A 24811-nucleotide genomic window follows, 5' to 3' on the forward strand; every position below is an offset into this window, starting at 1 on the left:
ACATGTTGAAACAAGATTGGCGATTGTTGCTGTGTGTACTGGCACTCTGGGGTTTAGCCGGATGTAGCAGCCAGCCGGAAGAGTCGGATATCACGACGTATCTGTTGCCACAGGCGACAGAGCAAACGGTACCGGCGATACTCAACCGTCAGCCTGTTTTGGTTGTTTCACCGGTTGAAATGGCATTGCATCTGACCGGAACAGGGCTGGTTTATCAAACCAGCGAGACGGCTATCGTTCAGGCGCAACAGAATCTTTGGGCGGAGGACGTATCTCGTCAACTGACCCGGCGAATTCAGGGGGATTTACGGATGAAACAAACCCGTTACTGGCCTTCTGAACTGTCGGCGGCGATTCAATCAACGGGTTTGCCCAAACTTCAGGTGCGGGTGAGTGAGTTTAATGGCCACTATTCAGGGCTGGCTCACTTCAGCGGAGAGTGGTTGTTGGTGAGTCAGCAAGGGGAGTTACAAACGATTCAGCCATTCAGCGTGCAGGTCCCCTTGAAAGCGGCCGGATACAGTGCTCAAGTGTCGGCATTGTCGGAAGCTGTCAGCCGACTGACGACACAGATTGCGCAGCGGCTCTCGACAGCTTCGCTTTATCAGTCGGACTAACGTTGTTGCAACCGGTAATACCCATTCACCCAACACTCCGGTAATCCTTCGCCGGATGGGAACGCCAGTTGCTGCTTCTCCAGTATGACGGGCTCCGCCAAATCTTCACCCGATTGAAATTGTACGGTGACATGGCGTTTGAATGGATTGGTCAGAGACGCCATGTCAACGACATCCACTAAGTCGCCTGTTCTCGATTCTTTCAGAAACATCACGCTAACCTCCTGTCGCTGGGGTACTCTAATTATGGCCGATTTTATTGCGGTCGTGAAAAAGGACAGGCTATGAACGACTTTTATTGGGGGATCGATCTGGGCGGTACCAAGGTCGAGTGCGTTGTGATTGATCGAAAAGACGACCGCTGCGTGCTCCGGGAACGGATACCGAGTGAGGCCGACCAGGGATATCGCCACATTCTGCATCGAATCAAAATTTTGGTTGATCAATGTGCCGCTCAAATCGGACATGACCCGGATGCGATTGGGTTTGGTACACCCGGCGCACTGGATCCTTCAACCGGGCTGATGAAAAACTGTAACTCGACGGCGCTCAATGGCCAGCCATTGCAGCAGGATCTCGCCGATCTGCTGGGTGTTGCGGTAACACTGGCGAATGATGCGAATTGTCTGGCGCTGGCCGAAACGCATCTGGGGATCGTCAGGCAGATCTGTCCGGATGCCGAAGTTGTTTTTGCGGTGATTATGGGGACAGGCGTGGGTGCGGGTATTGTTGTTCATGGCCGTTTGATCAATGGCTTACATGGGATTGCAGGTGAGTGGGGGCACAATGTGATTGAGCCCGACGGTCAGCTTTGCTATTGCGGAAAGCGGGGATGTTTGGAAACGGTGATCTCTGGGCCGGGGCTGGAACGGGCTTATCAGGCGCTGACCGGAGAAGTCTGCTCACTCAGTCGGGTGATGAAGCTGGCTCAATCCGGGCAAGCAGAAGCGCTGCAAGTGAAAGCCCGCCTGATTCACTATTTTGGACGAGCAGTCGCACAAATCATCAATGTGCTGGATCCAGACGTCATCGTGATTGGGGGTGGTGTTGGGAATATTGAAGATTTATATGATGCGGGCAGAGAAGCGGTGATGCCTCATTTGTTCAATCCGACCTTTCACACGCCAATTGTGAAGCCTATTCTAGGCGATAGTGCCGGGGTTTTTGGTGCGGCGATGCTGGTGAAATAGAACAATTTCTTCCGCTGAATGTGTGGATTGAAATAATTTCCGGGATAAAGTCTGCTGTGCTTGTAAGAGATATCTCACAATGACGTGGGAAATCTTGCTTCCTTTGATACGGAAAATACGATTAAAGAAATTACAATGCTCTATCTTTCATTGGCTTACATGGATTTTCGACTTTGTTTCTTTTGTTGACACTGAAAATGTGATCTTCGTTCGTTGCGCAGAATTCTGAATCAAGTAATCTTTACCCCGTCGGAAGGAACTGACGGAACGGAACAGGAACAGGCCAGGGAATTTGGCAGCTTCAGGATGAAGCAGGTACGTTAGGATGATGTATCTACAGGGACTGTGAAGGGAAGCATCGAATGGATTCGATACAGTGAGTAGGATGCTTACTGGTCAGGACGACATCACGGACCACTTCAGGATGAAGTAACGGACACCTCCAGGACGGAGACGAGAGTTGTAACAGGACGTTGCAATGGGTCAGGGTCAGACCAAAGGAACACCTCCAGGATGGAGTTTTAGGGAACGCTGAAGGATACAGCATTATCAAGGAATGATGCAGGGAGCACTATCGTAGCGGGATTGCTGCAAGTAAGACCTAAGGGCGCAACGAAAGTTGCGCCCGCTCTTTTTTCTGCTGAATGAAATTAACCAGCAACCACCTGAGGCTTTTGCTTCAGACTCACCATCAACATATACACCGCGGTACTTGCCAGCGAGATGAAGAAAAAGTTCATCAGCCCATTGGCATGATGTAAAAAACTGCCTGCGCCAAGTGGACCCGCCACAGATCCAATACTGTAACTGAACAACATCACCTGTGTGGCAGACACAATCTGGGTGGAATTCAGCGCATCACACGCCAGTGAAATCGCAATCGGGTACAACGCGAACGAGGACATCCCCAGTAATGCCAGCCCGATAACCATCACGGCGTAGCCTTCAAACAGCGTCATCATGCCGATTGCAAAAATGCCCAGTAAGCAAGCGGCAGCCATCAGCAGTGTTTTACTCATCTTGCAGGATAAAGCACTGACGACCGGCTGAATTGCCATGCCACCGAGCACAGTGGATGCCATCAAACCGCTGATCTGCTCGGCAGTCAATCCCTGAAGTTTCAGAGAAAATGGCAGCAGGCCATAAATGGTACTCATGACAATTCCGGACACCAGACACCCTAGGATTGCCGGTTTACTCAGCGCCAGAATTTGTTTGCTCGTCAGACTTGTATGTTGTTCGCAAGCGGGTTGTGAATGTTTGGAAACCAGTGCCGGAACCATCGCAAGCACGACCAGAGCCAGAATGCTGAAAAATGGCAAAAGCCCTTCAACACCGATGAACCCGATCCCAAACTGACCTAATGTGCCACCGCCGTATAATGCCGTCATATAGAAGCCCAAGCGTTTTGCTCGTTCTTTTTTATTGTCACCAATCAGTAACCAGGACTCGACGACAACAAAGATACCTGCAACCGCAATACCCGCGATAAAGCGTGCCAGCAGCCACACCCACTGCTCCGGCATGACAGGCATAATCATGATGGTTAAAGCAAGCAGAAACTGGAAGCCAATAAAGGACAAACGATGTCCAATCTTGGCAACGACTCTTTCAATCAGTAAAGCACCGATGAGCAGTCCTAAATAAAAGGTACTTGCCAGCCAGCTTGCCAGCGAAGCGGGCAGCTCAAAGTAGCTGAGTGTTAATGGAATCAGGCTCATGAGATAACCTGATGCAATAGCAAAAACCGCCAGTCCGGCTACGGGTACAAATATACCGCCGGACTGACGTGCCGCAGTGATATCACTCACGACAGAGATCTCCAAGTTTAGGGGGCAGGCCGGTGCGTGGCTGTCGAGAAGACAGTGATCTGGCCCGCTCAAGTCATTGCAGGAAGCGTATTCGGGTCAAATACCCAGGAATGATCGATTATCAAAAACCAGTCATTCTTGAAATTTGGGCAGAATATGGACTGAAAATGCGGTGAGGTAAAATGAGAAAAAGTAATAAACAAAGCGCATTTTTCTCACACAAAACATAAGGAAATAACAAACTTTAGAGCTATGAATGATACAGGGTGTTAAAACAAAGTTAATTAAATGATTTGTTCATTTTTATCAGCTGTTTGCCTAATGTGTAATGGTAATAAATAGCATTGTTTTGTGGTGTAATATTTTGCGTTCTATGTATTCTGATTGCCTGTTCATCTCAAAATAATTGCTCAATCATCTGAAAGAAATTATTGGCAGCGATTGATGATCCGGCGAGGGGCAAAGATGTAATTTTGGTGCACCCATTCACTGATATTGTGCATGATTGAGAATGTTGGCAGCAGGAGTGCTGAGGGAAAATATAAAAATTATTGAAAATCAACAGTTTAAAAAGTTGGCACGGTACGTGCAAAATTAACGGAAGACTGTGGTGGTGTTTTCTTGTGATGTAACAGGCTTAGATGACAAGTGATCTCCGCACTGCTGCAGGCTACTGAGTGTAGGTACATTTTGTCGATGATTGACTGTGGTGCTGTTCCGCGTAGCGGGGGAACAGCACCTTTTTTTATTATCTTTTGTTTCTCAGATAGCGCTTACGGCGCTCTTCTTTATTTTTGGCTTTTTCTGCTGCTTTTCGTTCGTTATCAAGCGCAACTTCAACCAATTCCTGTGTGATCATCTCTGGACGTTCCATTGTAATCTGGCCCAGTGTGCCATTTCGCAGTTCGTTGATCAGAATTTCAGATGCTTTATGCAGGTCTACTCTGCCGCCGGAACGCAAGCAGCCGCGCTTGCGACCGATGGCTTCCATCAGCTCGATTTCTGATTCAGGCAGTTCATCATCCAGCTCATAGCGCTGTTTGATGAGATCCGGATAGGCTTCTTTCAGGTACTCGACCGTGAAGAATGCAACATCAATGTAATCCATCGCGGTATCTTTCACGGCGCCTGTTGCAGCCAGACGAAAACCACTGTGCGGATTTTCGACTTTCGGCCACAGAATCCCTGGGGTATCCGACAACACAATGCCGTTTTGCAGGTTGATTCTTTGCTGCTGACGGGTCACGGCAGGCTGATTTCCGGTGATGGCCACCGAGCGGCCTGCCAGCGTGTTGATGATGGTGGACTTCCCGACATTCGGAATACCCATGATCATGGTGCGAATGTTTTTGCCCATTTCTTCACGATTTGGCGCAAGCTTGCGGCACAGTTCCAGAATTTTATGGACTTCATTCTGATTCTCTGTGGTGATCGCCATCGCTTTCACATTGTGTTCTTTTTCCAGATGCGAAATCCAAAGCTCCGTCATTTCAGGATCAGCCAAATCGCGCTTATTCAACACTTTGATGACTGGTTTTTCACCACGAAGCGAAGCAATCAGCGGGTTTTCACTGCTGAAGGGAATCCGCGCATCGAGCACTTCAATAATGACATCAACTTTCGGAATGGCTTCTTCAATCTCTTTACGGGCTTTATGCATATGCCCCGGAAACCATTGGATACTTGTACTAGACATTTGAAAAATAAACCTTTTACTTTGGTGTTAACGGTTTGGGGGTTATACAGGGTGCGTGAACACTGGGATCATTTTGGATGAACCCAATGTGAACCGTTTTCGGTGAATCAGAGAACCCGCAAAGCCGTGCTGATTTGCGGCGATCTTAACACTATAACGTCCGGACGTGGTAGGCGGGTTCTTGAGAAGGATGCATAACCGATACCGGTGAATCAGATTTCTCTTGAGTGCTGTGACACTCAGCCTTATAGTGCCTTGTGGTTTTTGAGGCTTTCGATTGATGTTCACGTATTTGATTCGTTTTTTCTGGCTGTTACTGTTTGCGTTGGCTCTGCCTGCGCAGGCGATGGCATGCCTGAGCGAACCCAATGCTGCGGCGTCACTGAAACAGATTGTTGCTGCGCTCCCCACTGCTCTGAAGCAGGACGTCCGGGAAGAGCAGCCACCTGCGCACAATCAACCTTCGTTACCCGCGACTCAAACCGGGTATGCCGGGTCAAACGTTGCAATTCTGCATTCTCTGCGCTGGAGCGCCCCCGCGCGATTTAATGCTCAGGGTGACGATCCGAACGCCGCGGATACAACCACACCGCTGATCCCCCAAACCGGTATCAGTCTTGCCTTGCGTGATCTGTCGCATTCAAGACATCTGCCGTATCTGAATTTCCATACTTCTTATCGTCTTTCTGGCTGGAAAGAGACCAATGCCATGTATGTGGCACTCAATAGTCAGTACTTCAGCTGATTCTCCCTTATCTCAGGTGACGTTGTCACAAATTAGTTTCTGCAACTCAGCATCATGCTGAGGGGATAATCATGAAGAAAAAAAACACAAAGGCATCCGCTCGGGTGCTGAACCGCTATGCTGCCTGGAAATATGTCGTTTTGGCGGTCACGATTGTTGTGCTTGCCTTGAGCGCGATTCCAACCTGGTTTGGTGAAAAGCCATCTATTCAGATTCATTTTGCGGATACCCGTCATGAACTGAACTCTGTGGTCGGGATTGATCATTATTTGAAGCAGCAAGGGATCGCTGCGCAGTCGATCCAACAGAAAAGTCACCAGATGGTGATCGTGTTTGAGAATGAAGCGACGCAGTCAAAGGCACGCGCTTCACTGGATCAGCAAGTGAAAACCGGAGACTCAATTACTTATGGCTATGTCTCTGTCGCGCCTGCCTGGTTTGGTCAATTTGGGCTTCACCCGATTCAGCTTGGGTTGGATTTACGGGGTGGCGTTCAGTTCTTATTGAATGTGGATGTGGAGAAAGCCTTTCAGGAACAGCGTGATACGCTGATGGATGATGTCCGAGACATGCTGACTGAGTCCCATGTCCGTGGGGCCAGGATGCAGCCACTGGGCAACGATGGCATTCGGGTTGAGTTGATGTCGGAGGCGGCACAGGGCCAGATCAGTCAGTATGTTGCACAGCATTATCCCGGATGGGAAATGAAGCGGAATTCTGGATCTCTGACCATCGCTCCAACCGCACAAAACAAGCTGGACTTCCAGGCGGCGACGGTCCAGCAAAACCTCAAAATCATGCGTGAACGGATTGAAGAGCTGGGCATTACCGAAGCACTGGTGCAGCGGCAGGGGGAACACAGTATCCGGATTGAGCTGCCGGGGGTACAAGACCCGTCTCAGGCCAAAAATGTCATTGGTGCGACGGCGAGCCTGGCATTTTATGAAGTGAAAACGGATTCCGAAGCGGGCGCTGGCCCGTACCTCACACTGAAAGATAACGAGGGCAGAACCGTAGTGCTGAACAAACGCCCGGTTCTGACCGGGGATCACATTGTGAATGCCAGCGCGGGTGTCGATCCGATGGGATTCTCTGAGGTGAACATCGCACTGGATCATGCCGGCGGCAAGAAGATGAGTGACTTTTCCGGGAAGCATATCGGCAAACCAATGGCGACGGTTTATCGTGAATATCAGACGAATAGCCGGGGCGAAACCGTGCGTAAGGAACGGGTGATCAGCGTTGCGACCATTCAGTCGCAGTTAGGGAATCAATTCCGGATTACCGGAGCTGGCAGCCAGGCAGAGGCGCAGCAACTCGCCTTGTTGCTCAGAGCCGGTTCATTGACGGCACCCGTGACGATCGTTGAAGAAAGAACCATTGGCGCGTCTCTGGGCGCTGAAAATATTCGCAATGGCTTTACTGCTCTGGCTTTAGGGATGGCAATGACACTGACGTTCATGGCGCTGTGGTATCGCCGGCTTGGCTGGGTGGCTAACGTTGCACTGCTGATCAATATGGTTTGTCTGCTGGGCCTGATCGCTTTGCTGCCAGGTGCAGTGTTGACCTTACCCGGTATTGCCGGTTTGGTGTTGACGGTGGGGATGGCTGTGGATACGAATGTGCTGATCTTTGAGCGGATCAAAGACAAGCTGGCAGAAGGGCGCAGTTTTGCGCAGGCGATTGATACCGGTTTTCGCAGTGCATTCAGTACCATCCTCGACGCGAATCTGACCACGATGATCACTGCATTGATTTTGTATGGGATCGGGAATGGGCCGATCCAGGGCTTTGCGTTAACCTTGGGGCTCGGGTTACTGACCAGCATGTTCACCGGGGTATTTGCTTCGCGTGCGTTGATTAATTGGGTCTGGGGACGCGACAGCCGTCGTGATGTGAGGGTTTGATGATGACTGAATTTTTCAAATTGCGGATTCGGAAAATCCGCTACCTGACCAGTGTGGTCTCCATTGCGTTGATGCTCATTTCGCTTGCGGCGTTTGCGATGCGCGGATTAAACATGGGTCTGGACTTTACGGGGGGCATGGTCACCGAAGCTGTTGTCAGTGCTGAGGTGACGCATCAGCAAATGCTGGAGGTACTCAAACCTGCACTCGGAGAAGCAACCACAGTGACTGCCGCAGGTGGCGAGGGGCGCTGGGTGATTCGCTATCCGCTGGCAGAACCGGATCAGGCACCGCCGGTTGTGGCAGATGTACTCCATCAGATTTCTGGTGAAGTTTCGGTGATCAGTAACAGCATGGTAGGTGCTCAGGTGGGTGAGGATCTGGTTGAACAGGGGGGATTGGCATTGCTGGTGTGCCTCTTGAGTATTCTTGCCTACCTGTGTTTCCGGTTTGAGTGGCGACTGGCCAGCGGGGCTTTGCTGGCGCTGATGCATGATGTTGTCTTAGTGCTGGGGTTTTTCGCGCTGACTCAGATGGAATTCAATCTGACCGTCTTTGCCGCAGTTCTGGCAATTTTGGGATACTCACTGAATGACTCCATCATTATTGCCGATCGGATTCGCGAACTGCTGGTCGCCAGGCAAGAGACGCCGGTTTCAGAGATCAATGATCAGGCTGTGATTGCAACATTTTCCCGAACCCTGGTGACTTCCGGAACCACACTCATTACCGTTGCGGCTTTGTGGCTGATGGGGGGCGCACCCTTGGAAGGTTTCGCCGCAGCGATGTTTATCGGGATCGTTTCTGGGACCTGGTCTTCGATCTCCATTGGAACGGTGTTACCCGAGTGGCTGAAGCTGGAACCGAAACACTATTTACCGGCCGAGGTTGATTCGGCTCCCTGATTGAGAAGATGGCACGAAGGTCAGCCGTTGCTGGCCTTTTTATCATTGTGAATCGACTGAATGAACCGAATCGGTGTATTGGCGCTGTTGAAATCATAGGACTATCTTTAAACGGAACTTTTTATGTGCAATGGAGGCAATATGGAAAATCCGTTTCAACAGCATGGGGCATTCAGTTGGGCTGAGCTCTTGGTTGATGACGCGCAGACCGCGATAGATTACTACACCAAAGTGATTGGCTGGGAGATTGAGTCCGTTCCTATGCCAGGCACAGAAAGCGGACAGCAGTATCATATCATCAAGGCGGGTGGGTCACCGGTTGCGGGTATTATGGAGCGGACGGCTGAGTTTCAGGATGCTCCAATTGGCTGGGGGAGCTATATCACGGTCGATGATGTGGACGCCTGTGCAGAGAAAGCAATCGCAGCAGGAGGCAAAGCTTTATACCCGCCGATGGATGTACCCAATGTCGGCCGGATGTGTGCCATGCTCGATCCTTGCGGGGCGATTGTGTCTGTGATCAAATATGTCGAGCAGACGTAAGCGGATTGCTGTATCATGGCACCTGTACACAGTTGAATCTTGCTTTTAATCGACCTTTTGTTCAACTGTCATTCAACTTCGCTATGCGAGGCTGAATTTCTGAAGGCAGGGATTCTCCTGCTTTCAGCCTATAAAGAGGTGTAAGATGAAAAATATCATTGCTGGTGTGATTGCGCTTGTCATTGGCTTTTTTGCGTTAACTTTCGCAACCGTGATGGGACTGACCATGGCTTTGGTGGCATTGATTGCGCAGCCATTCCTGAAACGTAAACTGGCCAAGCAGTACGCGACCTTTTACGCAGGGAATCCGGAAGCATCTTCGGGTCAGGGACGTGTGATTGAAGGTGAGTACGAGCCCGTGCAGAATCACAAATAACCCTCAGATACCAAACAACGAATACAGAACGCCAGCGAATCACGCTGGCGTTTGCTATTTTGGGACAGTCATTTAATTCGTGCGCAGGCAATGGAAAAAAGCATCCAGATCGCCATCTTCCAGATAGAAACGATATCGCCGATTGGCACTCTGTAATTCGAAGCGGCCTTCATCTTCAGCAATTAACCGGATCAGCAAATCAAAGGCTTGTCTTGGATTGTTTCCGCCCAGCCGGACCAAATGTGAAATGCTGTAACTACGGCGTGTGTCCGCCAGACTGATGCCGCCGTGGTATTTTTTCCAGTTTGCAGTAAAAATCTCAACGGGTTGGCCAGTCCGATAGTAACTGAAATTTTCAAACCCTCTCGGGTAAGCGATATCGGCTTTCAGCGCGACATAGCGGCGGTTGAAGTCCTGATCGGCAATAAAGGCAATCTGGAAATCAGTTTCTATCTGATTCCACTGATTTTTGGCCAGATGGTAGAGATCGAGCCGACAGAGCTGCTGTCCCAGCACGGTGGTGCTGGTGGGCAACAGATTGGCGGCGGCACTCTGCACAGTACCGATTGCGATGAATAACCATAACCAGCGTAAACTGGCAACAACCCGACACAACATTGCGATACGCCTTTGACTGCGAGGCGACAACATCCCCTGCATAACACTGAAAATCAGGACACGATACTAAAGCCCGGTCCTTGTTCTTTCTTTTCAGCATAGCGACTGGATGAATACACTTCCGCTGGCTGGATTGCTAAGCCTTTGATCCGATCTGGATTTCCTTTGTTCGTCTCACTCCTGAAGCGTTAAGCCTGATAAATTTTCGCTTTCACCATGTTCCGGTACTGCGCGGGACTGAGGCTGAATTCTTGCTGAAATCGGGTGCTGAAGTGGTGGGCATCTTTATAACCCACCTGTTCTGCAACATCTTGCAGGGATAAGCCGAAGTCACGCAGCAGGATTTGTGCTGCTTCCATACGCAGGGATTGCAGATACTCATGCGGTGTCTGTCCCACTTGGGCTTTGAAGCGGCGCTGGAATGTGCGAAGGGGTAAGCCGCATTGCCGGGCAATGTCTGCTGCGGTCATGCTTTGTCCCAGGTTTCGCTTCAGCCAGTCCTGAGCCAGGGCAATCGACTCATCGAACTGAACTTCGCCACCAATCTGATAAAAAGGTTGTTGATTTGACTGTGAAATCTCGTGGCCGAAATGTGTCTCCACTGTTTTTGCAACGTTTTGGCCAAAGTGTTCCCGGATCAGGTACAAAATCAGCTCCGACTGTGAGTTGATACTGACGGTGCAGTACAAGCCATTGGCGACGGTAATTGAGGCTTGTCGGTTCAGCGAAACATTGGGATACCGGGCCGCAAACTTATCGTAAAAATACCAGTGTGTGGTGGCGACCTGATGATTGAGCAGTCCGGTTTCGGCCAGCCAGCAGACGCCTGTCCCTGTGGCGATGATTTTGGCCCCCTGTCGGTACTGCTGACTTAACCATGGCACCAGAGTCGGGCATTGTTTGAGTGATGCCAGCGGGTTCCCCCAGATAGGCGGCAGGATAATAAAGTCAAAATGCTCCGGCTCTGACAACGTCATATCGGGCTGAATGTGCAGGCCTGAATTCAGTGTGATCGGGGCAAGGCTGGTGGCCACAACTGAAATCGTCACCGGCTGCGACTTTTGCACCCGCCGAGGGCGAAGGCTGGCTGCGCTGCTCAGCATCTCTGCTGCCAGCGAGATACCGGTGATGAGTGCGCGGGGATAAAGAACAAAAGCGATTTTCATGGTTGAATCCGTGACATGACCGTTTGGTCTCCGGGTTGCTGAACCATGGCTGAAATTTGACTCAGTCGTCCGGTTATTCAGCTGGTTTGGCGTGAATGGCAGTAATTATGGCGTAATATCCTAATGAAAAGCCAGTCCAAGCTGGTAATCTGTGTGGCAACTCCTATTAAAGCAAGAATCAAAACATGAAATTACCATTGATTGTCGGAATTGGCGGTATCAATGCCGCAGGTCGTAGCTCAGGTTTTCACAGTTATAAACGCATGCTGGCGGATATATTGCCGGCCAGCGAGATGCATTCGACCTGGCAGGATCTGGCACATCGAATGGGGCTGGAAAAAGATGACATCACGCCGTCCGTCATTGAAGCGATTCAAGCCGGCACCTTGATTCGCCGGATCGAAACCTTTGACCCGGATCGTGTCCTTCAGCAGTACAAAGCACAATTGAGTGCAGGCGATGATCAGATTCGCTTCACATTGCGTAAATCGAAACTGCCCGCGCAGATTCCTGCAAACTGGACACTGGAAGCAACCGGTTCGAAAGTTCAGGTGACGGTGCAGGGCGAACTGGATGCCTTGCTGGCAGATTACATCACTTTCCCGGTCAGCAGCGGCGGCAATATTCCCCGAGGCTTTGAGCCAGGGAAACTTTATCACTCCCGGCATCATCCAAGAGGGCTGCAACTGACCGTTTACGGCGCTTCAGATGCTCTGAATTCTCTGGGCGTTGATTGGGATGAAGTGCTGCAGCACATTCGTCCGGATGAAATTTCGGTTTATGCGGGCAGTGGTCTGGCTCAAATTGATGATCAGTCTCTGGCGGGAATGGTTGCCGCACCCCTGACGGGAGGCCGGGTCAGTTCTAAAATGATGGCGTTGTCGCTGGCGGAAATGCCCGCTGACTTTATCAATGGTTACGTGATTAACAGTGTCGGAACCACAGGCACGAACATGGGTGCCTGCGCCACTTTCCTGTATAACCTGCGTCAGGGCATACAGGATATTCAGAGCGGTCAGGCGAAAGTTGTGATTGTTGGTAATGCGGAAGCACCAGTTGTTTCGGAAATTATGGAAGGTTTCCGCATTATGGGTGCACTGGCGGAAGATGAGCAGTTAAAAGCACTTGATCAGAGTGAAACGGTTGATAACCGTCGTGCCTGTCGTCCGTTTTCCGACAACGCGGGTTTTACCATGGCCGAATCTGCACAGTTCACTGTGCTGATGGATGAAGAACTGGCACTGAAGCTGGGTGTGACCATTTACGGCTCAGCCGCAGACGTGTTTATTAACGCCGACGGGAATAAAAAATCTATTTCAGCGCCGGGCGTCGGGAACTATGTGACGGTTGCGAAAGCAGCGGCGTTGGCACAGGCGGTTCTCGGGCCGGACGGTGTTCAGAAAACTTTTGTTCAGGCGCACGGTACCGGAACGCCGCAAAACCGGGTCACGGAAAGCCATATCCTGAATGAGGTCGCGAAAACCTTTGGGATTTCAAACTGGCCAGTCACAGCGATTAAATCTTATGTGGGTCACTCAATGAGTGCAGCGGCAGGGGATCAGCTGATGGCGTCTCTGGGGGTCTGGCAGTACGGCTGGATTCCGGGCATTAAAACCATCGACCATATTGCAGACGATGTTCATCAGTCAAACCTTAATATTTTGATGGATCATTATTTTGCCGGAACGGCGGGTGATGACATGCAAGGGGTGATCATCAACGCGAAAGGCTTTGGCGGTAACAACGCATCGGCTCTGGTGCTGTCTCCGCAAAAGACATTATCCATGCTGGAGAAAAAGTATGGGCATGTTGCTGTCGCTGAATATCTGGCGCGAAATGTGAAAGTTCGGGAAGTCAGTGCCTCCCGTGATCAGCGGGCTTGTCAGGGTGAAGAAGAAATCCGCTACTACTTTGGTGAGTCGGTGATGGATGAAACCTCAGTCAGCCTGACACCAGACAGTATTCAGCTGTCGGCTTTTCAGGATGCCATCGCGCTGCCGACGGCAAATCCATATGTTGATTATGAGTGATCGGTCGCTCTGAGATTGGCGATAAAAACCGGGCAGCATTTGCTGCCCGTTTTGTTGAAAATGCCTGGTCATTGATTACTCTTCCCAACGGATGAGTTGATCTCTCGGCCAGTCGTTGCCCACATCGTGATACCGTTTTTCCAGCAAGTGGCGTTTGATCTTGAGCGTAGGCGTCAGGATACCGTTCTCAATACTCCATGGGTCGCTGATCATCAGTACGCCTTTAATTTTCGCGTGGGACTCCAGCTCTTTGTTGATGGTGCCAATGGCTTGTTGAATACGACGCGCATAGCGTTCACGGTCAAAATTCGGATAAGCATGTGGCACGGCCAGCAAAATCGGCGATGGCATGCCTGAGCCGATCAAACACATCATTTCGATACCGCTCAGTTCAAATAAACGCTTCTCAATCGGGACCGGAGAAACATATTTACCTTTGGCTGTCTTGAAGTTGTCTTTCTTGCGGCCCTGAATCGTTAGAAAACCGTCTTCGTCTAAGCTGCCCAAATCACCGGTGTGCAGCCACCCTTCACTGTTGAAGCTTTCTTTGGTCGCAATGTCATTTTTGTAATAGCCAGAGAACAGGCCCTGACTGCGAACCAGAATTTCATCGTCTTCGGCAATTTTGACTTCGACGCCGGGCCCGGCACTGCCGACGGTTCCGATTTTGTCGCTGCGGAATGGCAGGTTGAGGGTGCCGTAGGCAAAGTTTTCTGTCATGCCCCAGGCTTCAGTAATATTCAGTCCGACAGACTCGTACCAGCGCAGTAATGCTGGCGAAACTGGTGCAGACCCGCAGCCGAGCACCCGTGCTTCATTTAATCCCAAGCCGTCGGCCAGCTTCCGTTTGATGATCCCGGATACAAAAGGAATCTTCAGCAGGATATTGAGTTTGCTTTGCGGTAGTTTGTCCAGGATCCGCTGCTGGAACAGCGTCCACAAACGCGGAACGGAAATGAAGAGGGTCGGGCGGTGCATTTTGACATCTTCAATAAAAGTATCCAGCGACTCAGGAAAAGCAACCTGAACGCCTGCCATCATGGATGTCCCCAGAATGAAGACCCGCTCAGTGATGTGCGCTAACGGCAGGTAGGAGAACAAACGTTCATTTTCGATGATACCAATATGGTCGATCAGGTTTTGGGCAGAGAAAGCGAAGCCACCGTAGGACAGCATGGCGCCTTTCGGCAGCCCTGATGTCCCGGAGGTATACACCAGAGACATCATGTCATCATTCTGATGCGTTGGACGTTCTTCGGATGGAGTATGTTCTGCAATGAGCGCATTCAGTTCGTGCTGACAAGCCGGCGTATTGTCGTAAGGGAAACTGATTGTGATGAGATCCGTCAGTTTGTCTGTGACTGCGGTAATGGCTTTTGTATCGTCCAGTTTACCAATAAAGAGAAGCTTGGATTCACTATGGGTCAGGCAGTGCTCAATGGTGTCTTCTCCGGCTGTCGGGAAGACAGGCACGCTGACATAGCTGCCCAGCATCATGGCCAGATCGCAGATATACCATTCAGCACAGTTTTTCGAGATCAAGCCGATTTTATCGCCTGGTTGCAGCCCCAGGGCACGTAACGCGCTGACCAGTCGCAGTGCTTTATCTGCAACCTCAGCGAAAGTGAAATCCGTAAACTGGCGATTGATAATTTGTCGAAGAAAAATCTCATCCGGGCGTTCTTTCGCCCATTGCAACACGCGTTCGTGCGGTAATGCCTGCGTCATGAGTGATTCCCTTGAAGTATTTGGCTGTAAAGGCAAAGTCATTCTTCCATTCCTTGGTTGTTATTATCTTGTTAAAACAATTAAATGCATCTTTGCGGGATGCGTCAAGTGGGCACGGTGTTGATTTTTCAGAAAAAAATCGTACGAGTGACCGAAAGCAGCCCTTAACTTGTTGAACTTTAGACTGGAGTGAGACGTTGAGCCAGAATAATGCAGCTCTGTTTTTCTCAGAGCTGCGAGGCAGGTAGGTTTTATTTATGTTACAGGATGTGAATTCAGGGGCAATTATTGCGTCTGTACCGGTGTGGTTGGCATCTGATAGGCTTTTGTTCCCCACAGTGGCACGGTTGAGAGGCTGTGTTTGTAACTGCCGGAAGTTTCCTTGGTTGAATAAGATACATACATCAGTGTCTGGCTTTCAGGATCATAGATCCGGCGAATTTTCATCGTTTTGAAAAAGACGCTTTTTGATTTTTTGAACACCACTTCACCCGATTTAGAACGATCGATTGCTGAGATCATTTCGGGCGTGATTTCTCCTGTTTGACGACATGAAATGGAGGAATCACTCGGATCGGAAAAATCCAGATCGGCTTCAATACTGGCAATATGACAGGTCACACCCGGCACGAGCGGATCACTGAGGACATTCAGTTTAATGTCTTTGGTTGTAAAGACCCCCAGACTGACATCACCGACTTCGTTGTCTGAGCAGCCTGACAGTAAGGTGGTGCCAGCGATCATGGCGGTTAAGAGCAAAGCTCGTTTCATTGAAAGTCTCCATGGGTTTACAGTTTGCCAACGCATCGCTAGAGATGCAGCGATTACAGCTCCCTTTGATTCGGGGGTGGCTGGCGCAAGTCAGCGTTCAGAATTTGTTGACAGCATAACCGGAAAGTCATTGTTTTGCCTGACTGACCCTCAAATTTTTCCTCATTCATGAGGGCCACTTCGCTTCGATGGCGATCTTCGGGACTTTATCGCAGAGCAGGACAGCCATCCGCCCAGCATGACGCCAGCCAGATTAGCCAGAGCGTCAGCGAGAGAGCTTTCACGGCCTGGCTGAAGGAAGCTTTGTGAGGCTTCGAGCACCGTTCCGTACAGTCCTAACAAGAAAAGCAACCGGATATAGTGGGGTATGTATTTGTGAATCGGCAATGCCAGCATGGCCAGGAGCGCGTAGCAACCGGCATGCAGGATCGCATCCAGGCCAGTTACGCCATAGCTTTTTAAGTCGGTGAGCGATCCCGCTTCTGCTGCGGGCATCAAAGTCAGGCCGGTAATCAGTAATGCATGGAGCAGAAACAACCCCTTTGCCAGTGGAAGCAGGCTGTGTGCATGGCACCATTGATAGGCAGGATTGATGCTTGAATCACCCACGACCTGCTCTCCAGCCCGTTCAGGGCAGTTGCGTCATTAACTGGGCCAGGTAGCGAATCGGAATCGCGTATGTAATCGCACTGGGGTCAGATAAGGCATTTTCTTTACTCTTCTTCACCAGCACTTTGTTAATGATGGCAATCACTTCACCGGTGTTCTGATGATAAACCGGGCTGCCGCTGTTGCCGGGGTAGGCGGTTGCATCCAGCTGATAGACCAGATAGGGGTTTTTCAGTTGTTTGAGCCGTGCGATCGACAGCTCTTTTGCGGTTCTTGCCGGAATCGCAATCGGAGTAATACTGGAGATCATGCCCCGATGGGTAACGGGATAAAGCCCCAGAACTGCGCCGATGGGAAAACCGGTAAAGCTGTACATTTCGCCTTCCCGGACCGGATTTGCAGACAGGCGAAGGGGTCGAAGTGACTGTCCTGAAATTTTCAGTAATGCCAGATCGTGTTCATCGTCGCGGGCAATGACTCTGGCCGTGCGAACGTCTGGTGCAGTGCCTGTCCCGATAAAGACGACGATGTCGGTATTGCGATTGCTTGCAAGCGTTGCGGGCACGACATGGCTGTTGGTGGCGATGAACGAGCCATCCCCGACGGCAAACCCGGTTCCCATTAAATTGGCACGGGGCGTGTTCAGTTTGTGATAGGTGCCAACACCCACAACGGAAGGTTTAATTTGATGAATCACCTCGGGCAGTGCAGCCTGTACCGGGATCCCGGCGATCAGGAGGGCGAGCCAGAGACCCAGACTTTTGTATTGCAGACTGCAGTGATCCAAGATGGCGCGACAGATAACAGTGAACCGCATGTGCTGATGCCCTCACAATAATACCAATCGCAGTAAATAACTGGTCATCCTAGCTTGCTAAAATATTCGATAACTTCGTTAGATTTTTTGATTGTAGAATCAGGACTTATCTAAAAAATCCGCCTTGTTCTCAAACATTTTTCCGGCGCTATTTCTGATCATTGACTTACTTTGATGGGTATAAAAAAGATGCTGCACCCGCGGGCGGGTGCAGGCGATCCTGAGACTCCTTTCAGAGATTGATTTGCTTCTCCAGTTTATTTTTCAGATTCAGGAGTTCAGGGTCTGAAGTGTCTACGCCTGAAAGGATGGCTCTGGCATTGTCTGCTTTCTGGTTGGCCAGCAGGCTTTCCGCATAATGCAGGGCAATTTCGGCATTATTCCGGGCTTGCTTGTAGGCTTTCTCTAACATCGGCAGTGAGTTGGCTGTCTGTCCCGATTTGAGCAGGCAATAACCGTAAGTGTCCTGAATCTGCGGGTGCTCTTTTGCGAGTCCGAGTGCTTTCAAAGCATTGTCGCAAGCCTGTTTGTAGTCTTCCATCGTCATATAAATCCAGGCCAGATTGTTCAGCGCTACAACATTGTTCGGGTCTTTCTGGAGCACATCCCTGTACTGGCTGATGGCTTTCTCGGGCTGTTCTTTCAATTGAAGCTGAGCCAGCGGCAAACGTAATGGCGCCGCTTTGTCGCCATGTTCTTCGAGGACTTCTTCCAGAAATGCGATGGCCTGACTGTTTTGCTGATTCAGTGTATACGCACTGGCGACATCACCGGCGCTGAGGATACCGGGGTAAGCGTTATAGCGTTTCAATTGCCATTCAAGCGCCTGTTGATACTCTTTTTTCTGGGAATGAATCGCCGCCTGTAACTGCATAAAGTATTGCTGCGATCTGGCGTTCTCCGGGATTAAATCCAGTGTTTTCTGGGCGGCAGACAAATCTTCAGTTTTAATCTGAAGGCCAGCTTTCATCATGGTGAACATGGGCGTTTGCGGAAAAAGCGAAGCTGCTTTGTCTGCCAGTGCGATGCTTTCTTTCACCTTGTGATTCATCTCTTTGATCTGAATGTTGCGGACATAAGCCTGCTGATTCAGTACATCCATTTCCAGCCACTTGGCATAAGCGGGTTCTGTTTCCCGGTAGTCCTGCTTGCTGAAATAAAGATCCCCCAGCAGTCGCCAGCTCTGCGCCGTTTGTTGCTGCGGTGTCAGGGCGCGAATGAGTTGAATGGCTTGTTCGGGTTCTTTTTTCAGGATGTAGCCACGGGCCAGATCCAACTTCAGCGAAGTGTTATCCGGATGCGCTTTGACCTGGGCTTCAACCATGGCGAAAGCCTGGTCCAGTTTATTGCTCATCTGGGCATAGCGATACAGGGTTCGCGTGGTCAGGGAAGTGCCGGGCCGTTTCTCATACACTGCCTGCGCATATTGAAAGGCGGTATCCGGATTTTTCTCAATGGCAGCAATTTGAGCCAGGCCGAGTTTCGCCTGCAGGTTTTCCGGATCGTCATTCAGTACTTTCTGATAAATGGCTTTGGCCTGATCCGGTTTGTTTTCCACCAGATAGACCAGAGATTTCAGCATCAGTGCGGCCCGATCATTCGGATCCTGTGCAAGCCAGTCATTCACGACACCGTGGAGCTTTTCATACTCCCCTTGCCGGAGATAGAAGTAGGCCAGACCTAAATTGGCTTCCGGCAGATTCGGATCTTTCGCCAGCACCTGCTGGACAGTTTCAATACCGGTCGTGTCGTTGTTTGCCAGTTGCATCAGGCCAAGACGGAGTTGCGTATTGGTGCTGGGTGCCTCCGAAGCCTGCTCAGCCAGTGATATCGCGTAATCACTGCGGCCAATCCGGGCGAATTCCAGACTCATGGCGGAAATAAACTGACTGTTTTCTTGCTTTGATGCGTCGAAACCACTCAGGGTTTGCATGGCACCTTCAATGTCACCCAGTTTGAGTTGGCTGGAGGCATACAGGCGTTTCACCAGATTGTCTTCAGCAACAAAAGGCACGAGCTTTTCCAGCCGGTCGCTGGCCAGGTCATAATTGCCCTGGTGATATGCCACAACACCTGAAATGAGATAAGTCGTCAGGTTCCGGGAGCCATTACGAATCGCAAGGTCTGCATGTACTTTTGCTTCGTCCTGTTCCCCTTTGGCATAGAGAATCGTGGCTTTCATTTCATTGCTGAGGGCGTGACCACTGTAAGCCATCAGCAGTTGATCCACATAGGTCTCGGCTTCGTTATACTGCTCGGTTTTCACCAGCGCCTGTGCCAGATACAAAGTATTCTGCAGGGCTTTGGGCGCGGTCTGAACCGCTTTCCGGTAACTGGACGCAGCAGACTTGTTGTCTTTCATGCGGGTTTCAATGTGGCCTTTTAAAAGCCAGGCCTCACTGCTGTCCGGATAATCCTGAACAATCGACTCGAGTTGACTCAGCGCCAGTTCCGGCTGTTCGTCTGTGGCTTCAAGACTGGCTTTAGCCAGGCGTGTGTACAGGGTTTTCTGGCCAGTTCCCTGGGCCTGATAAAACGATTTCCGGGCACTTTCTGGATCGTTATCCAGCAGCAACGCCATGGATTCCATCGCATACAGATCAGCCAGTGCATCAGGGCGAAGGCTCCGTGGCCGTTTCGCCAGATCGATCACTTCTGTTGTTTTTTTCTGTCCCAGATAGGCCCGCGCCAGCAAAGGTTCTATGTCATCGATGGTCTCGGCGCCACGGACGGCTTTATAGAGTTCTTTTTCTGCACTGGCGTAATCGCCTTGCTGCAGATAGATTTTGCCTAACATCAGTCGGGCCTGGCTGGATTCAGGGTGCTGCTGAATGGCATTTTTCAGCTCAATCACCGCGGCATTCACTTCCTGATTCACGAGGTGCGTGTTCGCTTTCGACATGTATTCATCGACGGTCTGTTCACCACAAGCAGTCAGTGCCGCTGCAATCAGGCTTGCCAGTGCGAGCCGGTTGAGCGAATTGTGAGGTAACTGAGCCATAAGCATCCCTTTGAGAGTTTTTTGATGGACTTTTTTTAGGATAGTCACAATTTTGACGCTCAGACCAATCACATTGTGAAAAATCGTCTACAGAAAAATTTAACCTGAAAAGTCAAATGCTTTCCTTTTGCTATCATTGAAGCTAATGAATTTGAGTAATGTCGGACAGCAATGGATGGCTCGAAACAGTGATTTTTTTCAGTGTGAGTGGATCGCAAATCCGGATCCACAGTGGCTGAAAAGACAATGGATGGCACTTGAAGCACGAGCAGAGCCGAACCTGTTTCTGTCGTGGTTATGGATAGGGACCTGGTTGGATTGTTTTGTGGACGATTATTACGTGGTGCTGACGCGCAATGATGACACAACGGTCGGATTAGGCATTATTGTGGTGAAAGAAAAAAAATTGGCGACGCTGAATGTGGGTCGTCAGTTTTGTCTGCATCGCACCGGTGATCCGTTAATGGATCAAATCTGGATTGAATACAACGATTTCCTGCTCGACAGCACGGTGGCAGCATTGGTTCGGCCTTTGATGACTGCCTGTGTCATGGCCAACATGAAAGGGACAGACACCTTTGTGGTGGGCGCAAGTGAGGCGCTGGATTTTCTTGGCTACGCTGTTGCTGAAACCGGTACGCTCGCGGTGAATGGCGTATACGGGACAGACACTTTGATGGTGCTGGCCGATGGCAGTGTTGTGCAGCCAGAGCGGGAGGTGGTGTGGGATTCAACGGCATACCGGTTGGACTTTTCACCACTTCGCGAAGAAAATCAGACACTCGATCGCTATCTTTCGCGAAATGCCCGCTATCAGATCAAGCGCAGTCTGAAGAAGTATCAGGCACTTGGCACATTGAAAATCACGACAGCCAGCAGTGTGACACAAGGGCTTCATTTCTTTGAGCATGCGGCGGAGTATCATCTGAAACGCTGGGGGTGCTCGCCTCATCAAAGCGGCTTTGCCAATCCGAACTTTCTTCATTTTCATCAGGAGCTGATCCGCCGGGGATTCCCCAAAGGGCAGGTGGCGATTCATCATTTTCAGGCAGGAGAGCACGACCTCGGGGTGATCTATAACTTTCACTATGACCATTGGGTGCACTTCTATTTAAGTGCGCTGAATTATGAAGCACCAGCACCGTGTGTGAACGCGAAGGGTAACGAAGAAGCAAACGGAGCAAACGGGGACAGACACCTGAAGCCGGGGCTGGTGGCTCATTACCTGCTGATTGAGGACGCCATGGCGAAGGGCTTCGCGGGCTATGATTTCATGGGGGGACAGTCACGTTATAAGCAAACGTTCGCGAATCAGACCGTGGGGTTGTCGGTGTATCACTACCGGTTCCCCCACGTGGTGTATGCCATGAAAAAGGTTATTCGCGGGCTGAAGCGCCGGGTCTGGTCACAAAGCAGTTCTGACTGTCCTTAAATGCACCGGCAAAGCTGTCTTCCGGAGTGATCCGGTTGCCACAAAAATCAGTGACCTCATTGTGTGTCGCAATCGGGTAAGTGGTTGCCTGTGACATCAGTTTTGCTTTGCTGGCGTCGTCTCTGGGGGAGAAGTTGCCGATGGCCGGAGAGGTAAACCAGCGATCCAGCGGTTGTTTGTCGGTGAAGAACTCCCGGGAAAGCAGCAGGTTGTTCGAGGCCGTGGCTTTGCCCTGATCCCGCTCTCGGATCTGTCCGCTGACGACATTATTGACCAGATGCGCACTGGATTGCGGAAACCGGACATCAACCCCGGATGTATGATAGAAAATATTGTTATTGACCATGACATCGCTGGCTTTGTTGATGTAGAGGCCGACATCATTACAATGCATCACAATATTATTTCTGACCGTGTGGCGAAACCCTTCAGCGGAGGCCAGCTCCCGTCGGCTGTTTTGGCCCATGCCTCCGCCACCGAGGGATAATCCGACCTGAAAACCACCATACTGGCGACTGCTGGTATTACAGATCACCAGATTATTTTCGATAACACCGCCTTCACCGCCCCCTTTCATAAAAGCCCCGTAACTGACCTGATTGCCACCGGTTTTGATGAAATCGCGGATGATGTTCCGGTCAATCACCCAATGATTGCCGTGATCCAGATTGATGGGGGTGACGGAGCGGGAGGTGTCTCTGGGTGTGTTGTTGTAGAAATGATTCCGCCGGATCAGGCCGTGATCCGGAAACTGTTCCTGAATTCGGTTCACTTTGATGGCGGCATTGAAATCGATAAAGGTATTGTTTTCGATCCGGGTGTGATCTGCCTGACCCACGATGTGTAACGCATGATCACAACGGGAAACTTTTGCACAAACGCCCTGAAACGTCAGTCCGCTGATGATCCAGTGCGGCTGGTTGATCACGATGCCCTCGAGGCTGTCCATTTTCAGTAACACCCGACCTGACGCTTCCGCTCTCAGTGTCACCGGCCGGGATGCCGATGGTGTCACCTGGCTGATATTCAGGCGCTTGCCATGGAAATCATAGGTCCCTTTTTTCAGAACAATTTCCTGACCGGGCAGCACTTGTTTGAGCGCTTTTTTCAGACTGCGTGCATCACTGACCCACAAGGTACCCAGCGAAGCGGCTGGCAAAGAATTGGCTACGCTGGTTTGTGTGTCTGGCCCGATGGTTGGCCAGGATCTCGGGTCGAAATCACGCCAGAAATAAGTCGGGCTGGCAAGATTGGTTGCGACACTGGTGAGTACAGTCTGGACCGGTTGTAATTCAGGGATGTGCTGTTGCAGTTGGTTTGCCGATTGGCGCAGGCTCTCGGGTAATGTTTCCCCCTGAGAATACCAGTGTTTCACCAGCACGACACCGCAAAAGATCACCAGCAGATGAGCCAGTAATCCGACAGTGGCAAAATAGGTTTTCAGGCCATTACTTCGCATATTCTGACTTCCTCATCCGGCACTTGACTGAACATCCATCAGGTCAAAAAAATCCTGCGGTACTGACAAAAAGTATAGAAAAAATCCCCATGGCTGGGCGATGGATCATTTGTGAAGCGGACCAATCTTGTTTGTATGCCATATGAAATTTCAGGGGATCGGGTCTTTCATCAAGGATTTGAGGGCATTAATCCTCAGGCCATGCGCTTTAATGCTTGGCTCAGCCCCGGTTCTGAGGTGTGCTCCAGCCGGGACGCGGGTGGATTTTTGTGATCGCTATGGTTGCTCAGCAGTTCTTGTGCCATCTTTATTAAGTCAACCGATAACAAGAAAATACTGCGCCGAACGTACTTCGGATTGACTTGGGGCAGCTCTCCAAAGTTCGGGACCGTTCTGAAACCGCAATGGAACCAGGGGTAGAGATGGTAGCGAAACTGCTGGTCGTGATACATGCCGAAGAGGAATTTAACTGGGAGCAGGGATTCCACAGTCAGAATCAAGCTGTGACCCATCATCAGGCACTGATTCCGTTTATGGGTGAGCTGATCGGGTTAGGCGCAAAAATTACACTGGCGATGGATTATCCTTTTGTCGACAGCCCCGGTGGACGAGAAGTGATCTCGCATTATCAGCAGAGTGCCGACCAGCAGGTTGAATTTGCTGCACACCTTCATCCTTGGGTGAATCCGCCATATCATGCCAGCTCCAGCGCAGAATCAGAGTTTGAGTCTTACCCCTGCAATTTGTCGCCCGAAGTCGAGTACGAAAAAATTCGAGTTCTGACCGAAAAGATTCAATCCGTTTCCGGACTTCCCCCGGTGACCTATCTTGCCGGACGATTTGGCATTGGCCATCACACTAATCAGCATTTGCGCGCGCTGGGTTATCAGGTGGACTTGAGTATCAGCGCTTATTGCGACTTTAGTCATCAGCATGGTCCGGATTTCAGTGATCGAACCAATGCCCCTTTCATTGACAATACAATCTGCCATGTGCCGCATACCAGTTCCTGGTTGTCTCTGTCCCGGCAGATCGAGCGGAAAGCCAATCGCAGCCCTTCCTGGTGTAAGTCTATGAATCGATGGCATATTACACGACTGCTGGGGAAGGCATTTCGTCTGAGAAAATTCCGGCTCTCCCCGGAAGGCAATGATTTTTCTCAGTTGCGGGCCATTACTCAGGCACAGCTGAACATCGGGCAGAAGGTATTTGTGCTGTCTTTCCATTCGCCCAGTCTGATGGCAGGCATGACTCCCTACGTGCAGAGCACAGCGGACTGCCAGTTACTGAAATCAACCACCCGACAGTACATTGAATGGTTTCAGCAGGAACTGGGTGGTGAAATCGTTCTGGCGAAAGAGATGGCGGTTGCTCAGGGGTAAAGGCAGAA

At 50.6% G+C, this 24811-nt stretch carries 21 protein-coding genes; 10 read left to right on the plus strand and 11 right to left on the minus strand.

All coding sequences use genetic code 11. From position 1 onward, the window contains the following. Window positions 1-2 precede the first annotated feature (2 nt). The gene (locus Q4579_RS06550; protein WP_303562642.1) at window positions 3-617 is read left to right on the plus strand and encodes a membrane integrity-associated transporter subunit PqiC; all 615 of its coding nucleotides are present in this window, start codon (window positions 3-5) and stop codon (window positions 615-617) included. Here Q4579_RS06550 and Q4579_RS06555 read toward each other — a convergent pair. Further along, a complete protein-coding gene (locus Q4579_RS06555; protein ID WP_303562888.1) occupies window positions 614-829 on the minus strand; it encodes an acetyltransferase in 216 nt (71 codons plus the stop codon). The two genes, Q4579_RS06550 and Q4579_RS06555, sit on opposite strands and share 4 nt — an antisense overlap. Window positions 830-901: 72 nt before the next feature. Between Q4579_RS06555 and Q4579_RS06560 the strand changes: the two genes are divergently transcribed. Next, window positions 902-1807 (plus strand): ROK family protein, encoded by a 906-nt coding sequence (locus Q4579_RS06560; protein WP_303562644.1) that lies wholly within the window; start codon window positions 902-904, stop codon window positions 1805-1807. Window positions 1808-2457: 650 nt separating this feature from the next. Here the strand turns inward: Q4579_RS06560 and Q4579_RS06565 are convergent. After that, on the minus strand, window positions 2458-3618 hold the full coding sequence (locus tag Q4579_RS06565) for an MFS transporter (RefSeq protein WP_303562646.1): 1161 nt from the start codon (window positions 3616-3618) through the stop codon (window positions 2458-2460). Window positions 3619-4366: 748 nt separating this feature from the next. Next, the gene (gene ylqF / locus Q4579_RS06570) at window positions 4367-5314 is read right to left on the minus strand and encodes a ribosome biogenesis GTPase YlqF (RefSeq protein ID WP_303562648.1); all 948 of its coding nucleotides are present in this window, start codon (window positions 5312-5314) and stop codon (window positions 4367-4369) included. A 280-nt stretch (window positions 5315-5594) separates the two neighbouring features. Here ylqF and Q4579_RS06575 point away from each other — a divergent pair, with 280 nt between their 5' ends. From Q4579_RS06575 to Q4579_RS06595, 5 genes are all read left to right on the plus strand, one after another. After that, window positions 5595-6059, plus strand: coding sequence for a hypothetical protein (locus tag Q4579_RS06575; RefSeq protein ID WP_303562649.1), 465 nt, complete (start codon window positions 5595-5597; stop codon window positions 6057-6059). 71 nt (window positions 6060-6130) lie between these two features. Then, complete coding sequence (gene secD, locus Q4579_RS06580; RefSeq protein WP_303562650.1) at window positions 6131-7966, plus strand: protein translocase subunit SecD; 1836 nt, start codon at window positions 6131-6133, stop codon at window positions 7964-7966. 2 nt (window positions 7967-7968) lie between these two features. Next, entirely contained in the window at window positions 7969-8871 is a 903-nt protein-coding gene (gene secF, locus Q4579_RS06585) for a protein translocase subunit SecF (RefSeq protein ID WP_303562652.1), read from the plus strand. 141 nt (window positions 8872-9012) lie between these two features. After that, a complete protein-coding gene (locus tag Q4579_RS06590) occupies window positions 9013-9414 on the plus strand; it encodes a VOC family protein (RefSeq protein ID WP_303562653.1) in 402 nt (133 codons plus the stop codon). 145 nt (window positions 9415-9559) lie between these two features. Beyond that, on the plus strand, window positions 9560-9790 hold the full coding sequence (locus Q4579_RS06595) for a hypothetical protein (protein ID WP_303562655.1): 231 nt from the start codon (window positions 9560-9562) through the stop codon (window positions 9788-9790). A 72-nt stretch (window positions 9791-9862) separates the two neighbouring features. Here the strand turns inward: Q4579_RS06595 and Q4579_RS06600 are convergent, their stop codons facing one another. Together Q4579_RS06600 and Q4579_RS06605 are read right to left on the minus strand one after the other, a co-directional pair. Continuing rightward, complete coding sequence (locus Q4579_RS06600; protein WP_211650528.1) at window positions 9863-10408, minus strand: hypothetical protein; 546 nt, start codon at window positions 10406-10408, stop codon at window positions 9863-9865. A gap of 188 nt (window positions 10409-10596) precedes the next feature. Continuing rightward, window positions 10597-11574, minus strand: coding sequence for a GlxA family transcriptional regulator (locus Q4579_RS06605; protein ID WP_303562657.1), 978 nt, complete (start codon window positions 11572-11574; stop codon window positions 10597-10599). Window positions 11575-11759: 185 nt separating this feature from the next. On the opposite strand from Q4579_RS06605, the gene Q4579_RS06610 reads away from it, so the two are divergent. Next, on the plus strand, window positions 11760-13604 hold the full coding sequence (locus tag Q4579_RS06610; protein ID WP_303562658.1) for a beta-ketoacyl synthase: 1845 nt from the start codon (window positions 11760-11762) through the stop codon (window positions 13602-13604). Between the two features lie 75 nt (window positions 13605-13679). On the opposite strand, the gene Q4579_RS06615 is transcribed toward Q4579_RS06610, so the two are convergent. The 5 genes from Q4579_RS06615 to prsT all read right to left on the minus strand — a co-directional run bounded on the left by Q4579_RS06615 (window position 13680) and on the right by prsT (window position 20530). After that, the gene (locus Q4579_RS06615) at window positions 13680-15332 is read right to left on the minus strand and encodes an AMP-binding protein (RefSeq protein WP_303562659.1); all 1653 of its coding nucleotides are present in this window, start codon (window positions 15330-15332) and stop codon (window positions 13680-13682) included. A gap of 285 nt (window positions 15333-15617) precedes the next feature. Continuing rightward, on the minus strand, window positions 15618-16103 hold the full coding sequence (locus Q4579_RS06620) for a CreA family protein (RefSeq protein WP_303562660.1): 486 nt from the start codon (window positions 16101-16103) through the stop codon (window positions 15618-15620). Window positions 16104-16265: 162 nt separating this feature from the next. Continuing rightward, window positions 16266-16712, minus strand: a complete 447-nt coding sequence (locus tag Q4579_RS06625; RefSeq protein WP_303562661.1) for a hypothetical protein — start codon at window positions 16710-16712, stop codon at window positions 16266-16268. 19 nt (window positions 16713-16731) lie between these two features. After that, window positions 16732-17529 carry a serine protease gene (locus Q4579_RS06630; protein ID WP_303562663.1) on the minus strand — a complete coding sequence of 266 codons (798 nt, stop codon included), beginning with the start codon at window positions 17527-17529 and terminating at the stop codon, window positions 16732-16734. A gap of 232 nt (window positions 17530-17761) precedes the next feature. Next, the gene (gene prsT / locus Q4579_RS06635) at window positions 17762-20530 is read right to left on the minus strand and encodes an XrtA/PEP-CTERM system TPR-repeat protein PrsT (protein ID WP_303562665.1); all 2769 of its coding nucleotides are present in this window, start codon (window positions 20528-20530) and stop codon (window positions 17762-17764) included. 175 nt (window positions 20531-20705) lie between these two features. Here prsT and Q4579_RS06640 point away from each other — a divergent pair, with 175 nt between their 5' ends. Continuing rightward, window positions 20706-21962 (plus strand): GNAT family N-acetyltransferase, encoded by a 1257-nt coding sequence (locus Q4579_RS06640; RefSeq protein ID WP_303562667.1) that lies wholly within the window; start codon window positions 20706-20708, stop codon window positions 21960-21962. Here Q4579_RS06640 and Q4579_RS06645 read toward each other — a convergent pair. Then, on the minus strand, window positions 21907-23421 hold the full coding sequence (locus tag Q4579_RS06645; RefSeq protein WP_303562668.1) for a chondroitinase-B domain-containing protein: 1515 nt from the start codon (window positions 23419-23421) through the stop codon (window positions 21907-21909). The two genes, Q4579_RS06640 and Q4579_RS06645, sit on opposite strands and share 56 nt — an antisense overlap. Before the next feature lie 422 nt (window positions 23422-23843). On the opposite strand from Q4579_RS06645, the gene Q4579_RS06650 reads away from it, so the two are divergent. Then, window positions 23844-24803: a hypothetical protein gene (locus Q4579_RS06650; RefSeq protein ID WP_303562669.1), complete on the plus strand. Its 960-nt coding sequence runs from the start codon at window positions 23844-23846 to the stop codon at window positions 24801-24803. Window positions 24804-24811: the final 8 nt, after the last annotated feature.

The organism is Photobacterium sp. 1_MG-2023 (genome assembly GCF_030547945.1).
In the GTDB taxonomy this organism is placed as follows: domain Bacteria; phylum Pseudomonadota; class Gammaproteobacteria; order Enterobacterales; family Vibrionaceae; genus Photobacterium.

What these genes read in the sequence shown, in the direction of transcription:
- Q4579_RS06550 (WP_303562642.1), top strand. Translation starts at nt 3, where the DNA reads ATGTTGAAACAAGATTGGCGATTGTTGCTGTGTGTACTGGCACTCTGG.
- Q4579_RS06555 (WP_303562888.1), bottom strand. Translation starts at nt 829, where the DNA reads ATGTTTCTGAAAGAATCGAGAACAGGCGACTTAGTGGATGTCGTTGAC.
- Q4579_RS06560 (WP_303562644.1), top strand. Translation starts at nt 902, where the DNA reads ATGAACGACTTTTATTGGGGGATCGATCTGGGCGGTACCAAGGTCGAG.
- ylqF (WP_303562648.1), bottom strand. Translation starts at nt 5,314, where the DNA reads ATGTCTAGTACAAGTATCCAATGGTTTCCGGGGCATATGCATAAAGCC.
- Q4579_RS06575 (WP_303562649.1), top strand. Translation starts at nt 5,595, where the DNA reads ATGTTCACGTATTTGATTCGTTTTTTCTGGCTGTTACTGTTTGCGTTG.
- secD (WP_303562650.1), top strand. Translation starts at nt 6,131, where the DNA reads ATGAAGAAAAAAAACACAAAGGCATCCGCTCGGGTGCTGAACCGCTAT.
- secF (WP_303562652.1), top strand. Translation starts at nt 7,969, where the DNA reads ATGACTGAATTTTTCAAATTGCGGATTCGGAAAATCCGCTACCTGACC.
- Q4579_RS06590 (WP_303562653.1), top strand. Translation starts at nt 9,013, where the DNA reads ATGGAAAATCCGTTTCAACAGCATGGGGCATTCAGTTGGGCTGAGCTC.
- Q4579_RS06595 (WP_303562655.1), top strand. Translation starts at nt 9,560, where the DNA reads ATGAAAAATATCATTGCTGGTGTGATTGCGCTTGTCATTGGCTTTTTT.
- Q4579_RS06600 (WP_211650528.1), bottom strand. Translation starts at nt 10,408, where the DNA reads ATGTTGTGTCGGGTTGTTGCCAGTTTACGCTGGTTATGGTTATTCATC.
- Q4579_RS06605 (WP_303562657.1), bottom strand. Translation starts at nt 11,574, where the DNA reads ATGAAAATCGCTTTTGTTCTTTATCCCCGCGCACTCATCACCGGTATC.
- Q4579_RS06610 (WP_303562658.1), top strand. Translation starts at nt 11,760, where the DNA reads ATGAAATTACCATTGATTGTCGGAATTGGCGGTATCAATGCCGCAGGT.
- Q4579_RS06615 (WP_303562659.1), bottom strand. Translation starts at nt 15,332, where the DNA reads ATGACGCAGGCATTACCGCACGAACGCGTGTTGCAATGGGCGAAAGAA.
- Q4579_RS06620 (WP_303562660.1), bottom strand. Translation starts at nt 16,103, where the DNA reads ATGAAACGAGCTTTGCTCTTAACCGCCATGATCGCTGGCACCACCTTA.
- Q4579_RS06630 (WP_303562663.1), bottom strand. Translation starts at nt 17,529, where the DNA reads ATGCGGTTCACTGTTATCTGTCGCGCCATCTTGGATCACTGCAGTCTG.
- prsT (WP_303562665.1), bottom strand. Translation starts at nt 20,530, where the DNA reads ATGGCTCAGTTACCTCACAATTCGCTCAACCGGCTCGCACTGGCAAGC.
- Q4579_RS06640 (WP_303562667.1), top strand. Translation starts at nt 20,706, where the DNA reads ATGGCTCGAAACAGTGATTTTTTTCAGTGTGAGTGGATCGCAAATCCG.
- Q4579_RS06645 (WP_303562668.1), bottom strand. Translation starts at nt 23,421, where the DNA reads ATGCGAAGTAATGGCCTGAAAACCTATTTTGCCACTGTCGGATTACTG.
- Q4579_RS06650 (WP_303562669.1), top strand. Translation starts at nt 23,844, where the DNA reads ATGGTAGCGAAACTGCTGGTCGTGATACATGCCGAAGAGGAATTTAAC.